General features: G+C 66.7%; 12 protein-coding genes. 7 read left to right on the forward strand and 5 right to left on the reverse strand.

The window, feature by feature from the left end; genetic code table 11:
• Positions 1–15 precede the first annotated feature (15 nt).
• The gene (gene lepA / locus L6444_RS10035; protein WP_370652901.1) at positions 16–1,929 is read left to right on the forward strand and encodes a translation elongation factor 4; all 1,914 of its coding nucleotides are present in this window, start codon (positions 16–18) and stop codon (positions 1,927–1,929) included.
• A 127-nt stretch (positions 1,930–2,056) separates the two neighbouring features.
• Here the strand turns inward: lepA and L6444_RS10040 are convergent, their stop codons facing one another.
• A complete protein-coding gene (locus L6444_RS10040) occupies positions 2,057–4,093 on the reverse strand; it encodes a glycoside hydrolase family 15 protein (RefSeq protein ID WP_370652900.1) in 2,037 nt (678 codons plus the stop codon).
• A 113-nt stretch (positions 4,094–4,206) separates the two neighbouring features.
• Between L6444_RS10040 and L6444_RS10045 the strand changes: the two genes are divergently transcribed.
• The 5 genes from L6444_RS10045 (at position 4,207) to L6444_RS10065 (ending at position 8,636) form a co-directional block, all read left to right on the forward strand.
• Positions 4,207–4,407, forward strand: a complete 201-nt coding sequence (locus tag L6444_RS10045; RefSeq protein ID WP_236982136.1) for a hypothetical protein — start codon at positions 4,207–4,209, stop codon at positions 4,405–4,407.
• A 364-nt stretch (positions 4,408–4,771) separates the two neighbouring features.
• Positions 4,772–5,806, forward strand: a complete 1,035-nt coding sequence (locus L6444_RS10050) for a sulfate ABC transporter substrate-binding protein (protein WP_370652899.1) — start codon at positions 4,772–4,774, stop codon at positions 5,804–5,806.
• A complete protein-coding gene (gene cysT, locus L6444_RS10055; RefSeq protein WP_236982137.1) occupies positions 5,803–6,690 on the forward strand; it encodes a sulfate ABC transporter permease subunit CysT in 888 nt (295 codons plus the stop codon). Before L6444_RS10050 ends, cysT begins: the two co-directional genes overlap by 4 nt.
• Positions 6,687–7,526, forward strand: coding sequence for a sulfate ABC transporter permease subunit CysW (gene cysW, locus L6444_RS10060; RefSeq protein WP_236982139.1), 840 nt, complete (start codon positions 6,687–6,689; stop codon positions 7,524–7,526). Before cysT ends, cysW begins: the two co-directional genes overlap by 4 nt.
• Before the next feature lie 21 nt (positions 7,527–7,547).
• Positions 7,548–8,636: a sulfate/molybdate ABC transporter ATP-binding protein gene (locus tag L6444_RS10065; protein WP_236982141.1), complete on the forward strand. Its 1,089-nt coding sequence runs from the start codon at positions 7,548–7,550 to the stop codon at positions 8,634–8,636.
• Positions 8,637–8,649: 13 nt separating this feature from the next.
• Here the strand turns inward: L6444_RS10065 and L6444_RS10070 are convergent, their stop codons facing one another.
• The 4 genes from L6444_RS10070 to L6444_RS30520 form a co-directional block, all read right to left on the reverse strand.
• Positions 8,650–9,363: a sirohydrochlorin chelatase gene (locus L6444_RS10070; protein ID WP_236982143.1), complete on the reverse strand. Its 714-nt coding sequence runs from the start codon at positions 9,361–9,363 to the stop codon at positions 8,650–8,652.
• Positions 9,360–10,100 (reverse strand): phosphoadenylyl-sulfate reductase, encoded by a 741-nt coding sequence (locus L6444_RS10075; protein ID WP_236982145.1) that lies wholly within the window; start codon positions 10,098–10,100, stop codon positions 9,360–9,362. Before L6444_RS10075 ends, L6444_RS10070 begins: the two co-directional genes overlap by 4 nt.
• Complete coding sequence (locus L6444_RS10080) at positions 10,097–11,767, reverse strand: nitrite/sulfite reductase (protein WP_236982147.1); 1,671 nt, start codon at positions 11,765–11,767, stop codon at positions 10,097–10,099. The genes L6444_RS10075 and L6444_RS10080 overlap by 4 nt, the downstream gene beginning before the upstream one ends.
• A gap of 108 nt (positions 11,768–11,875) precedes the next feature.
• Positions 11,876–11,977: an Ms4527A family Cys-rich leader peptide gene (locus L6444_RS30520; protein ID WP_370652898.1), complete on the reverse strand. Its 102-nt coding sequence runs from the start codon at positions 11,975–11,977 to the stop codon at positions 11,876–11,878.
• 152 nt (positions 11,978–12,129) lie between these two features.
• On the opposite strand from L6444_RS30520, the gene hemW reads away from it, so the two are divergent.
• Complete coding sequence (gene hemW / locus L6444_RS10085) at positions 12,130–13,326, forward strand: radical SAM family heme chaperone HemW (protein WP_236982149.1); 1,197 nt, start codon at positions 12,130–12,132, stop codon at positions 13,324–13,326.
• Positions 13,327–13,335 lie beyond the last annotated feature (9 nt).

Here is a 13,335-nt window from a genome sequence, read left to right on the forward strand (position 1 = left end):
TCGCAGTTTAACTGCGTGATTGTGTCCGGGGTGTTCTGCACGGATACGCTGGGCCTACTCGCACACCGCTCAACCAGGAGATTTCCCATCAGCAGTTTCGCCGACAAGACGTTCACGCCGCCGGCGCAGATTCGGAACTTCTGCATCATCGCTCACATCGACCACGGCAAGTCGACGCTGGCCGACCGGATGCTGCAGCTGACCGGTGTGGTCGACGAGCGTTCGATGCGCGCGCAGTACCTGGACCGGATGGACATCGAGCGCGAGCGTGGCATCACCATCAAGGCGCAGAACGTCCGGTTGCCCTGGCAGGTCGACAACGAAAACTACGTCCTGCACCTGATCGACACCCCCGGTCACGTCGACTTCACCTACGAGGTGTCCCGCGCCCTGGAAGCCTGCGAGGGCGCGGTACTGCTGGTCGACGCCGCCCAGGGGATCGAGGCGCAGACGCTGGCCAACCTCTACCTGGCCCTGGACCGCGACCTGCACATCATCCCGGTGCTCAACAAGATCGACCTGCCCGCCGCCGACCCCGACCGCTACGCCGGTGAGATCGCTCACATCATCGGCTGCGAACCGGGCGACGTGCTGAGGGTTTCCGGCAAAACCGGTGCGGGCGTCGCCGATCTGCTCGACCATGTGGTGCGCGAGGTGCCGCCCCCGCAGGGCGACGCCGACGCCCCCACCCGCGCGATGATCTTCGACTCCGTCTACGACATCTACCGCGGCGTGGTGACCTACGTCCGGGTGGTCGACGGCAAGATCAAACCGCGCGAGCGAATCGCGATGATGTCCACCGGCGCCACCCACGAGCTGCTCGAGGTCGGCATCGTCTCGCCCGAGCCCAAGCCCAGTGACGGTCTGGGTGTCGGCGAGGTGGGCTACCTCATCACCGGGGTGAAAGACGTCCGTCAGTCCAAGGTCGGCGACACCGTGACCACGGCGCGTCACGGTGCCACCGAAGCGCTGACCGGTTATCGCGAGCCCAAGCCGATGGTCTATTCGGGCCTCTACCCGGTCGACGGCAGCGACTACCCGAATCTGCGCGACGCCCTGGACAAGTTGCAACTCAACGACGCCGCCCTGACCTACGAGCCGGAAACGTCGGTGGCGCTGGGTTTCGGCTTCCGCTGTGGCTTCCTGGGCCTGCTGCACATGGAGATCACCCGCGAGCGGCTGGAGCGCGAATTCGACCTGGACCTGATCTCCACCTCGCCCAACGTCGTGTACCGCGTCGAGAAAGAGGACAACACCGAGATCGTGGTGACGAATCCGTCGGACTGGCCCGAAGGCAAGGTCCGTACCGTCTACGAGCCGGTGGTCAAGACCACCATCATCGCACCCAGCGAATTCATCGGCACCATCATGGAACTGTGCCAGTCACGCCGCGGCGAGCTCGGCGGCATGGACTACCTGTCGCCGGAGCGGGTGGAGCTGCGCTACACAATGCCGTTGGGCGAGATCATCTTCGACTTCTTCGACTCGCTGAAGTCGCGCACCCGCGGCTACGCCAGCCTCGACTACGAAGAGGCCGGTGAACAGGAAGCCCAACTGGTCAAGGTCGACATCCTGCTGCAGGGCGAGGCCGTCGACGCGTTCAGCGCGATCGTGCACAAGGATTCGGCGTTCGCCTACGGCAACAAGATGACGACCAAACTCAAAGAGCTGATCCCGCGCCAACAGTTCGAGGTTCCGGTGCAGGCTGCGATCGGATCGAAAATCATTGCGCGGGAAAATATTCGGGCCATCCGCAAGGACGTGCTGTCCAAGTGCTACGGCGGTGACATCACCCGTAAGCGCAAGCTGCTGGAGAAGCAGAAAGAGGGCAAGAAGCGGATGAAGACCATCGGCCGCGTCGATGTCCCGCAGGAGGCGTTCGTCGCGGCGCTGTCCACCGATGCCGCCGGGGACAAGGGCAAGAAATAAGGCGAACCGTACCGGGCGGGACGGCACCGTTCGGCCGCACGCCGGTGTCGGCAGCAGGACAATCGACCTCGTCAAAGCTCTTGTTGCACAAGCTCGTCGGCGCGAACTGACCTATCTGGTAGGTGACTCAGACCGGCGCGTTGGCCGGCTGGAACGCACCGGAGCCGTCGGCTTCCTCCTCGGCCCGGATCACGTGTACCACCGCATTGATCAGCGCCAGGTGCGTGAACGCCTGCGGGAAGTTGCCCAGGTGGCGCCCGGTGCGCGGCTCGATCTCCTCGGCGTACAGGTGCAGCGGACTGGCGAAAGACAGCAGCCGCTCACACAGCCGCTTGGCGCGGGCCACCTCGCCGATCTCCACCAGCGCCGAAACCAGCCAGAACGAGCAGATGGTGAAGGTGCCCTCCTCGCCGGAGAGCCCGTCGTCGGTCTCCTCGACCCGGTAGCGCAGCACCAGGCCTTCCTCGGTGAGCTCGTCGGCGATCGCCAGCACGGTGTTGCGCACCCGCGGGTCATCCGGCGGCAGGAACCGCGTCAGCACCACCAGCAACAGCGAAGCGTCGAGGGCATCGTCTCCATAGCGCTGGGTGAACACCCCGCGCGAGTCCACCCCATGCTGAAGGATGTCCGCCTTGATCTCCTCGGCGATCTCGCGCCATCGCTGCGCGTAACTCCGCTCACCCTGCTTCTCAGCCAGCTTGGCGCCCCGGTCCAGCGCCACCCAGCACATCACCTTCGACGAAGTGAAATGCTGCGGCTCACCGCGCACCTCCCAGATCCCGCGGTCCGGCTCGCGCCAGTGCGTGATCGCCTCCTCGACCTGCTTCTTCAGCACCGGCCACAGCGTCTCCGGGACCTGCTCGCGCGACTTGGCGTGCAGGTAGAACGAGTCCAGCACCGAACCCCAGATGTCGTGCTGGACCTGGTCGTAGGCGCCGTTGCCGATCCGCACCGGTCGGGCATGGTCGTAGCCGGACAGATGGTTGAGCTCCTCTTCGACCAGGCTGCGCTCCCCGCCGACGCCGTACATCACCTGCAGCGGATGCCGCTCGTTGCTGTTGGCGCCGGACACGTCGGCGATGAAGGCGAAGAAGTCGTCGGCCTCGCGGTCCAGGCCCAGTGTGTAAAGCCCCCACAACGCGAAGGTGGAGTCGCGGATCCAGGCGTAGCGGTAGTCCCAGTTGCGTTCGCCGTGCGGTGTCTCGGGCAGCGACGTGGTGCTCGCGGCCAGCAGCGCGCCGGTCGGGGAGTAGGTCAGGCCCTTCAGGGTCAGCGCACTGCGCTGCAGGTAAGCCCGCCACGGGTGGTCGGGGAAGTTGCCGATGTTGATCCACTGCCGCCAGCACTCGGTGGTCTGCCACATCTTGTGTGCGGCCTCTTCGTAGGTCTGCGGCGCCGGGTGCTTGGTCCAGCTCAGCGCGACGAAGATGTTGTCGCCCTCCTTCATCCGGGTTCGGGCGCGCGCTTCCCGGCCCTCCAGCCCGATGTTGAGGTTGGTGGTCAGCCGCAACGTGGGGTGCGCGTCGGGTTGCCGGCTGGCGCGCGCGATCGCCTCGCCGTAGGCGTTCGCCGAATATTCCCAGGTACAGTCGGTGCGGTGATAGTCGAAGGCGGGTTCGCAGCTCATCATCAACTCGACGGTGCCGCTGACACAGCGCACCGTGCGCAGCAGAATGTGCTCGGCGTCCCAGTCCATCGGGGTCCGGCGGTGGGTACGCGAGCGCCGCTCGATGTCGTGCCACGGCCCCATCACCAGCGCGTCGCGCACGATCAGCCAACCGGTGTGGGTCTGCCAGGTGGTTTCCATGATCAGACTGCCGGGCAGGTACCGCCGCGCCGAGGGCACCGATACGCCGTAGGGGCCGAGCCGGAAGTGGCCGGCGCTGCGGTCCAATATCGCGCCGAACACGCTGGGGGAGTCCGGCCGCGGCACACACAGCCACTCCACCGAACCCGCCGGCGAGATCAGGCAGGTCGTCTCCCAGTCCGACAGGAACGAGTAGTCGGCGATCGGCGGGAACGGGTTGCGTGACGGCGAGCTGGACTCATACGGCCCGCTCGACTCGAATGCCACCGAAGTGCCGTCGAGCGCGTGCAACTCGGGTTCGTCAAGGGGGACCACCCGGTCGTCAGTTGAGTCGGCGGAGTCGGCGTGCAGGACCATCCCGACATCATCGACCGTTCACCTGTCCGTCGTCCACCTTCGCTACCGAGGTGTTACCGGCGGCAACAAGGCTGACCGAATCCCATTGGTCTCGCGGGTCTCCGCCGCATAGGGTGGGCTCGGTGAACGGCTTCCTGAATTGGTGGGACAGCGTGGAGCTTTGGCTCTCCGGGCTGCCCTTCGTGCTTCAGGCGCTGGCGGTCATGCCGATCGTGTTGGCGCTGGCGTACTTCCTGGCCGCGACGCTGGACGCGGTGCTGGGCCGGGCCACCCGGATGCTGCGTCGCATTCGCCACTCCGAAGTCTCCGGATAACGCTCCGATGCCGCGTTCGCACGTGTCGCTGGTGCTGGCCGCTCTGGTGGTTCTGGTGATCGTCGCTTGGCTGCTCACCCACTGATCAGCCCGTCGAATTGCCAGTCCGCTGAACTCTGTTACGCTTCGCGACATGCACGCAGCAACCGAGGTTTTGCAGCGCGACGTCGTCGCGCCCGGTTGCCACCCTGCGGCCGTGGTCTGCGCCGCGGCCGGCGTGCGCTGTTGTCGCTGACTCCCTAACCCCGTGCGCGGTTGGTGTGGAGTCGGTGAATCGTATCGATTCTGATTGATCGCCCATCCGCAGCTACGGGACAGATGAACCCATTGAATAAGTCCCGCACCGGAAGGCTGATGACCGTAGATGTTGGAGTACAGGGGTGCACCGCGCTGGCAAGCGCTGGTGGCGCTCGTCTTGACGATCGGGACGGTGGCGGCCTGCCGCGGGGGTCCCAGCGACGTCGTCGGCGGCGGGGGCCTGGCTAACGCGAAAACCAGCGTGACGCTGGTTGCGTATTCGGTCGCCGAACCCGGTTGGGCCAAGGTGGGTCCGGCGTTCAACGCCTCCGAGGAAGGCAAGGGGGTGCAGGTGATCGCCACCTACGGCGCCTCGGGTGACCAGTCACGCGGCGTCGCCGAGGGCAAGCCGGCCGACCTGGTCAACTTTTCGGTGGAGCCCGACATCACCCGGCTGATCAAGTCCGGCAAGGTCGCCAAGGATTGGAATACCGACGCCACCAAAGGCATTCCGTTCGGATCGGTGGTGACGCTGGTGGTGCGCAAGGGCAACCCGAAGAACATCAGGGACTGGGACGACTTACTGCGGCCCGGAATCGAAGTGATCACCCCGAGCCCGCTGAGCTCCGGATCGGCCAAATGGAACCTGTTGGCCCCCTACGCGGTCAAGAGCGAAGGCGGCCACAACAGCCAGGCGGGCATCGAGTTTGTCAGCCGATTGGTGAGGGAACACGTGAAACTGCGTCCGGGCTCGGGCCGTGAAGCCACGGACGTCTTCGTTCAAGGCAGTGGAGATGTGCTGATCAGCTACGAGAACGAGGCCATCGCCGCCGAACGCGCGGGCAAGCCGGTCGAGCACGTCACCCCGCCGCAGACATTCAAGATCGAGAACCCCATGGCGGTGATCACCACCAGCCCGCACTTGGCCGCGGCAAACGCCTTCAAGAACTTCCAGTACACCGCAGCGGCGCAGAAGCTGTGGGCACAGGCCGGGTTCCGGCCGGTCGACCCCTCGGTTGCCGCCGCGTTCCGCGACCAGTTCCCGTTGCCGGCGAAACTGTGGACCATCGCCGACCTCGGCGGCTGGGACGTCGTCGATCCGCAACTGTTCGACAAGAACGCCGGCAGCATCACCAAGATCTATACGCAGGCCACCGGATGACCGTGACGATAACCCCAGATCCGGAGGCGATCCGCCCCGAAATCGACCAGCCCGGCGGCGACGCCCCCGGCGTGGTCGCGGTTGCCCGCGGGCGGGCCGGCACCACCTCACTGCGCGTCGGCGTGGCGACCGTGTGGCTGTCGGTGATCGTGCTGCTGCCGCTGGCGGCCATCCTGTGGCAGGCGGTCGGCGGCGGCTGGGACGCCTTCCGGCTGGCGGTCACCTCGAACGCGGCGATCGAGTCGTTTCGGGTGACGCTCACCATTTCGGCCGGGGTGACGCTGCTGAATACGTTGTTCGGCCTGCTGATCGCCTGGGTACTGGTGCGCGACAACTTCTTCGGCAAGCGCCTGGTGGACGCCGTGATCGACCTGCCGTTCGCGCTGCCGACCATCGTCGCCAGCCTGGTGATGCTGGCGCTGTACGGGAACCACAGCCCGGTGGGACTGCACCTGCAACACACCGAGTGGGGTGTCGGGGTCGCGCTGGCGTTCGTCACCCTGCCGTTCGTGGTGCGCGCCGTGCAGCCGGTGCTGCTCGAGGTCGACCGGGAAGCCGAGGAAGCGGCGGCGTCGCTGGGCGCCAACGGTCCCAAGATCTTCGTCTCCATCGTGCTGCCGTCGTTGCTGCCCGCGTTGTTGTCCGGTGCGGGCCTGGCGTTTTCGCGGGCGATCGGCGAGTTCGGGTCGGTGGTTCTGATCGGCGGTGCGGTGCCGGGCAAGACCGAGGTCTCCTCGCAGTGGATCCGGACCTTGATCGAGAACGACGACCGCACCGGTGCTGCCGCGATATCCATTGTGCTGCTGTCTATTTCGTTCGTCGTACTGCTGCTCCTGCGCGTCGTCGGGGGGCGGGCGGCCAAACGCGAGGAGTTGGGACATTGACCGCCGCGACTTCCCCGACCGCCGCGACTTCCTCGCGTCCGGTCCGCTACCTGCTGCGCTACACCGCGCTGGCGTATATCGCTGTGCTGCTGATCATTCCGGTGATGCTCATCCTGTGGCGCACCTTCCGGCCCGGGTTGGGGCAGTTCTACGACTGGATCAGCACACCGGCCGCGGTCGCTGCGCTGAACCTCTCCCTGCTGGTGGTGGCCATCGTGGTCCCGCTGAACGTGGTGTTCGGCATTCCGACGGCTTTGGTGTTGGCGCGCAACCGGTTTCGTGGCAAAGGCATTCTGCAGGCGGTCATCGACCTGCCGTTCGCCGTGTCGCCGGTGATTGTGGGTGTCTCGCTGATCGTGCTGTGGGGGGCCGGCGGTGCGCTGGGGTTCGTGGAGCGAGACTTCGGGTTCAAGATCATCTTCGGGCTGCCGGGCATCGTGCTGGCCAGCATCTTCGTCACGCTGCCGTTCGTCGTGCGCGAGGTGGAACCGGTGCTGCACGAACTGGGAACCGATCAGGAGCAGGCCGCCGCGACCCTGGGTTCTGGTTGGTGGCAGACATTCTGGCGGATCACGCTGCCGTCCATCCGGTGGGGCCTGACCTACGGCATCGTGCTGACCATCGCCCGAACCCTCGGTGAGTACGGCGCGGTCATCATGGTGTCGTCCAACCTGCCCGGCGAGTCGCAGACACTGACACTGCTGGTGTCGGACCGCTACAACCGCGGGGCAGAGTACGGCGCCTACGCGCTGTCGACGTTGTTGATGGCCGTCGCCGTTTTGGTGCTGGTCGTCCAGGTGGTGCTGGATGTACGCCGGGCACGGGTAAGTAAGTAAGCCGGACAAGGAGATTCGACGATGACCGATACCGCAGCCGCCCCGCGTGAGCACGCGATCGTGGTGCAGGACGCTTTCAAGCAGTACGGCGATTTCGTGGCGCTGGATCACGTGGACTTCGTGGTGCCCACCGGCTCGTTGACGGCGTTGCTGGGGCCCAGCGGGTCGGGCAAGTCGACGCTGCTGCGTACCATCGCCGGTCTCGACCAACCTGATTCGGGAACGGTCACCATCAAGGGGCGCGACGTCACCCGGGTGCCGACCCAACGTCGTGGGATCGGATTCGTGTTCCAGCACTATGCGGCGTTCAAGCATCTGACCGTGCGCAACAACGTGGCTTACGGGTTGAAGATCCGTAAGCGGCCCAAGGCCGAGATCAAGGAGAAGGTAGACCATCTGCTGGAGGTGGTGGGGCTGAGCGGATTCCAGAACCGCTACCCCAACCAGCTCTCCGGCGGGCAGCGGCAGCGTATGGCGCTGGCCCGGGCGCTGGCCGTCGACCCGCAGGTGCTGCTGCTCGACGAACCGTTCGGCGCCCTGGACGCCAAGGTCCGCGAAGACCTGCGGTCCTGGCTGCGTCGCCTGCACGACGAGGTCCATGTCACCACCGTGCTGGTCACCCACGATCAGGCCGAGGCGCTGGACGTGGCCGACCGGATCGCCGTGCTGAACAAGGGCCGCATCGAGCAGGTCGGTTCCCCGACGGAGGTCTACGACGCGCCCGCGAACGCGTTCGTGATGTCCTTCCTGGGCGCGGTGTCCGTGCTGAACGGTGCTCTGGTCCGTCCGCACGACATTCGGGTGGGCCGCAACCCCGACATGGCGGTCGCCGGCGGTGACGGCACGGCGGAGTCGATCGGCGTCGTGCGCGCCACCGTCGACCGGGTAGTGACGCTCGGATTCGAGGTCCGGGTCGAACTGACCAGCGCGGTCAGCGGAGGCCCGTTCACCGCACAGATCACCCGAGGTGACGCCGAGGCTCTGGCGCTGAAGGAGGGCGACACCGTCTACGTGCGCGCAACCCGGGTGCCGCCGATTGTCGACCCGGGCGACGTGTCGTTAAACGGTGCGGCAAACGACGAGGACGAGCCCACGCTCACATCGGCCTGAGCCGACGCCCGGGTCAGGCCGCGATGCGTTGCGCCGCAGCTTGATCGAAGCGGTCCAGCACCGTCGCGGCCACCAGGCGGTGCGCGCCCAGCGGCGCGGCCATCGCCGCCCCGGCGCCGCGCGCGAACCGCTCGACCCGGTCCGGGATGCGGCCCGGCGCCAGGAACCACGGCGCGATGACCACCCGGCCGGCGCCCTGGCTGCGCAACTCATCGACCGCTTCGTCCAGCGACGGTTCGGTGTGCGTGGCGAACGCCGTTGCCACTGCGGCCCAACGGGTTCCGGCTGCCAGCCTGGGGGCCACCGCGGCTGTACGCGCATTCGCGACCGGGTTCGACGAACCGATCGCCACCACCAGCACGCCGACGCTGTCGTCGAGCCGCGACACCCCCAGTTCGACGACCCGGTGCCGCAGCACCGACACCAGCCGGTCGTCCTCGCCCAACACGCCGGCCTGCCGGACCAGGTCGCCGACACCGCACGCTGCGATCTGGCCCGGAATGTCCACGCGTGCGTGGTAGGCGTCGGCCAGTAGCAGCGGCGTCACAATCGCCGCACCGGCACACGAGTCCAGCACCTCGCCCAGGCCCGGAGAGTTGTGCTCGCAGAACGCAACCCGCACGTCGAGGCCGGGGCGCAGCCGGGCCACCCGGGCCGCGACGGCGCGGGCGTTGGCCGCCGACCGCGGGTCGGCGCTGCCGTGCGCGGTCAATATGAGAGGGGTCACGACGCGTGCAGCCCGCATTCGGTCTTGGCCTGCCCCTGCCAGCGCCCGCTGCGCGGATCGGCGCCTTCGATCGGCTTGGCCGTGCACGGGGCGCAACCGATTGACGGATATCCTTCGTAGACAAGGGGATTGACCAACACATCGTGCTTGTCGATGTAGTCCTGCATGTCCTGGTCTGACCAGGCGGCCAGCGGGTTGATCTTCACCAGCTTGAACGCCTCGTCGAAGCTGATCAGCGGGGCATTGGCACGGGTCGGCGCCTCGACCCGGCGGATGCCGGTCACCCACGCGGAATACCCGCGCAACGCCTTGCCCAGCGGAACGACCTTGCGCAGCCGGCAGCACTCGCCGGGGTCCCGGCTGAACAGGTCCTTGCCCAGCAGCTTGTCCTGCTCTGCCACCGAGTGCTCCGGGGTGACATTGACCACCCGGATGTCGTAGACGGATTCGATCGCGTCGCGGGTGCCGATGGTCTCCACGAAGTGATAGCCGGTGTCCAGGAACATCACCGGAACACCCGGGCGCACCTTGGCGGCCAGATCCACCAGCACCGCGTCCTGCATGTTGGAGGCCACCACGTAGTTGCACGTCGCCCAGCCGCGCGGTCCGTTGATGTTGCCGAAGTGCTGCTCGGTCCACCGCAACAGCTCCATGGCGTCGGCACCGTCGAGTTCGGCAGCGCCGCGGGCCGCCAGCTCGCGCAGTTGGTCCTCGTTCAGTTTGGGCGCCTCGCTCATCGCAAGTCGTCCTCCTCCGCGCGGATGGCCCACTGCGCGAAGCGTTCACCGTCGTTGCGGTGTTTGAGGAAGTTGCGGGTCACCCGGTCGATGTAATCGCCCAGCTCTTCGCTGGTGACCTTGTGCTGGCGCAGTTTGCGCCCGAAGCCGCTGTCCAGGCCGAGGCCGCCGCCGAGGTGAACCTGGAAGCCTTCGACCGAGCCGCCGTTGCCGTCGTCGACCATCTGGCCCTTGAACCCGATGTCGGCGATCTGGATGCGGGCGCACGAGTTGGGGCAGCCGTTGATGTTGACCGTGATCGGCACGTCGAGTTCGCCGTTGATGTCCTCCAGCCGGGCTTCCAGCTCGGGCGCCAAAGACTGTGCCCGCACCCGTGTTTCGGCGAATGACAGTTTGCAGAATTCGATTCCGCTGCACGCCATCAGGTTTCGGCGCCAGCGCGACGGCTTCGATTGCAGGCCCAGGCTTTCCAGTCCAGCGACCGTCTCGTCGACTTTATCGTCGGGCACGTCGAGCATGACCAGCTTCTGGTAAGGGGTGAGCCGGATCCGGTTGGATCCGGCGTTGTCGGCCAGGTCCGCGACCGCGCTCAGGATGGTGCCGGAGACCCGTCCGGCGATGGGGGAGACGCCGATGGCGTTGAGCCCGTTCTTGAGTCGCTGCACGCCCACGTGGTCGATCGGGTGCGCGATCTGGTCGGGCGCCGGGCCGTCGATCAGTGGACGCTTGAGGTACTCGGTCTCCAGGACCTCCCGGAACTTCTGCACGCCCCAGTCCTTGACCAGGAACTTCAGCCGCGCCTTGGCGCGCAGTCGCCGGTAACCGTAGTCCCGGAAGATCGACGTCACCGCCTCCCACACCTCGGGCACCTCGTCCAGCGGAACCCACGCCCCGAGCCGCTGGGCCAGCATCGGGTTGGTGGAGAGCCCGCCGCCGACCCACAGGTCCAGCCCGGGCCCGTGCTCGGGGTGGTTGACTCCGATGAACGCGATGTCGTTGATCTCGTGGGCGACGTCCTGCAGCCCGGAGATGGCGGTCTTGTACTTGCGCGGCAGGTCGGCGTACTCGGGCTTGCCGATGTAGCGCTTGACGATCTCGTCGATCGCCCAGGTGGGGTCGAGCACCTCGTCCAGCGATTCACCGGCCAGCGGCGAACCGAGCACCACGCGGGGGCAGTCGCCGCAGGCCTCGGTGGTCTGCAACCCCACCTCGTCGAGCCGGCGCCAGATCTCCGGGACGTCCTCGACCCGGATCCAGTGGTACTGGATGTTCTCCCGGTCGGAGATGTCGGCGGTGTCGCGGGCGAACTCCGTCGAGATCTGGCCCAATACGCGCAACGCGGTCGCCGAGATGGCACCGCCGTCGCAGCGCACCCGCATCATGAAGTACTTGGCCTCGAGCATGTCCATGTTGTCGTCGCCGGTGAACGAGCCGTCGTAGCCCTGCTCGCGCTGGGTGTACAGGCCCCACCAGCGGAAACGGCCGCGCAGGTCGCTCTTGTCGATGCTGTCGAAGCCCTGCTTGGAGTAGATGTTCTCGATGCGCTCGCGGACCTCGAGGGGCGCGCCGGCTTTCTTCATCTCCTCGTTGGGGTTCAGCGGCTCGCGATTGCCCAGCGCCCACTGTCCCTCATTGCGGGGCGCCTTCGCGGGGCGTGCTGTGGTCATACGGGGACTCCTTCACGAACGAGACCGGCTGGAATCCGCGCAGCGCACCGTTGCTTCCGGCGGCGCAGATCCGGCAGCCAGGGGTACAGATGGGCTGGGTCTACGACATCAAGACAGACAGCAGCAGCTGCAAACGCGCTTGAGGTCGATATGCCGTCGCACCACCAGCGCTACCCGCAGGTTCGATTCGGCGACAGTCACGGGTGCCATTCTGCCATGAATCCCGACGTGCCGTGCTACCAGGTCAAATTTCTCATCACAGTGATTAAAACTAGGTCCCAAACCTGAGTGATCAGGCCAAGAAAACCGGGAACAGCCTGGGAAAACGTCATATACAGGGGCTTCGTGCCAGAATTTCGGGCATGGCCCTCAGCGAGACCCGGAGCGAGACCGGGTCAGCCCCCCACGCGGAGCTACCGGCGGCGCGGCCCACTGCGGGACGACCGTTCGGGCTGTACGTACACGTCCCGTTCTGCATCACCCGGTGCGGATACTGCGACTTCAACACCTACACCCCGGCTGAACTGGGCGGGGTGAACCCGGACGCCTGGCTGGCGGCGTTGCGCACCGAGCTGGAGTTGGCGGCCGCCCGGCTGGACGGCCCGACGGTGCAGACCGTCTTCGTCGGCGGGGGGACGCCGTCGCTGCTGGGCGCTGCCCGCTTGACCACCCTGCTGAACCAGGTGCGCGAACACTTCGCCCTGGCGCCGGACGCCGAGATCACCACCGAGGCCAACCCGGAGTCGACGTGGCCGGAGTTCTTCGAGACGATCCGCGCGGCCGGCTATACGCGGGTATCGCTCGGCATGCAGTCGGTGGTTCCGCACGTACTCGGTGTGCTGGACCGGGTGCACACTCCCAACCGGTCGGCGGCGGCCGCCCGCGAGGCGCTGGCGGTGGGTTTCGAGCACGTCAGCCTGGACCTGATCTACGGAACTCCGGGGGAGAGCGACGACGATCTGCTGCGCTCGGTGGACACGGCGGTGCAGACCGGGGTCGATCACGTCTCGGCCTACGCGCTGGTGGTCGAGCAGGGCACCGCGATGGCCAGGCGGGTCCGTGCCGGTGAACTCACCGCCCCCGACGACGACGTGCTCGCGCATCGCTACGAACTGGTCGACGAACGTCTTTCGGCGGCAGGGATGAACTGGTACGAGGTGTCGAACTGGTCTCGGCCCGGAGGTGAGTGCCGGCACAACCTCGGTTACTGGAACGGTGGTCAGTGGTGGGGTGCGGGACCGGGCGCGCACGGCTACGTCGGCACCACCCGATGGTGGAATGTCAAGCATCCCAACGCTTATGCCGAGCTACTGGCGGATGGTGCGTTGCCGGTAGCCGGTTTCGAAGAACTCGGCCCGGATGCGCTGCACACCGAGGAGGTGTTGCTGGGAATCCGGCTGCGACAAGGTCTTTCGCTTGATCTGCTGGACGCAGCCGAACGTCAGCGGGCCGAGACGGCGCGGGCCGACGGGCTGCTGGAATCCGCCGGCGACCGCCTGGTGCTCACCGACCGGGGGCGGCTACTGGCCGACGGTGTGGTGCGGACGCTGCTGGGCTGACCCGGGTTT

Source organism: Mycobacterium kiyosense, from assembly GCA_021654635.1.
GTDB lineage: Bacteria > Actinomycetota > Actinomycetes > Mycobacteriales > Mycobacteriaceae > Mycobacterium > Mycobacterium kiyosense.

Coding starts and splice junctions, on each gene's coding strand:
- L6444_RS10040 (WP_370652900.1), bottom strand. CDS start 4,093: ATGGTCCTGCACGCCGACTCCGCCGACTCAACTGACGACCGGGTGGTC.
- L6444_RS10050 (WP_370652899.1), top strand. CDS start 4,772: ATGTTGGAGTACAGGGGTGCACCGCGCTGGCAAGCGCTGGTGGCGCTC.
- cysT (WP_236982137.1), top strand. CDS start 5,803: ATGACCGTGACGATAACCCCAGATCCGGAGGCGATCCGCCCCGAAATC.
- L6444_RS10065 (WP_236982141.1), top strand. CDS start 7,548: ATGACCGATACCGCAGCCGCCCCGCGTGAGCACGCGATCGTGGTGCAG.
- L6444_RS10075 (WP_236982145.1), bottom strand. CDS start 10,100: ATGAGCGAGGCGCCCAAACTGAACGAGGACCAACTGCGCGAGCTGGCG.
- L6444_RS10080 (WP_236982147.1), bottom strand. CDS start 11,767: ATGACCACAGCACGCCCCGCGAAGGCGCCCCGCAATGAGGGACAGTGG.
- L6444_RS30520 (WP_370652898.1), bottom strand. CDS start 11,977: ATGGCACCCGTGACTGTCGCCGAATCGAACCTGCGGGTAGCGCTGGTG.
- hemW (WP_236982149.1), top strand. CDS start 12,130: ATGGCCCTCAGCGAGACCCGGAGCGAGACCGGGTCAGCCCCCCACGCG.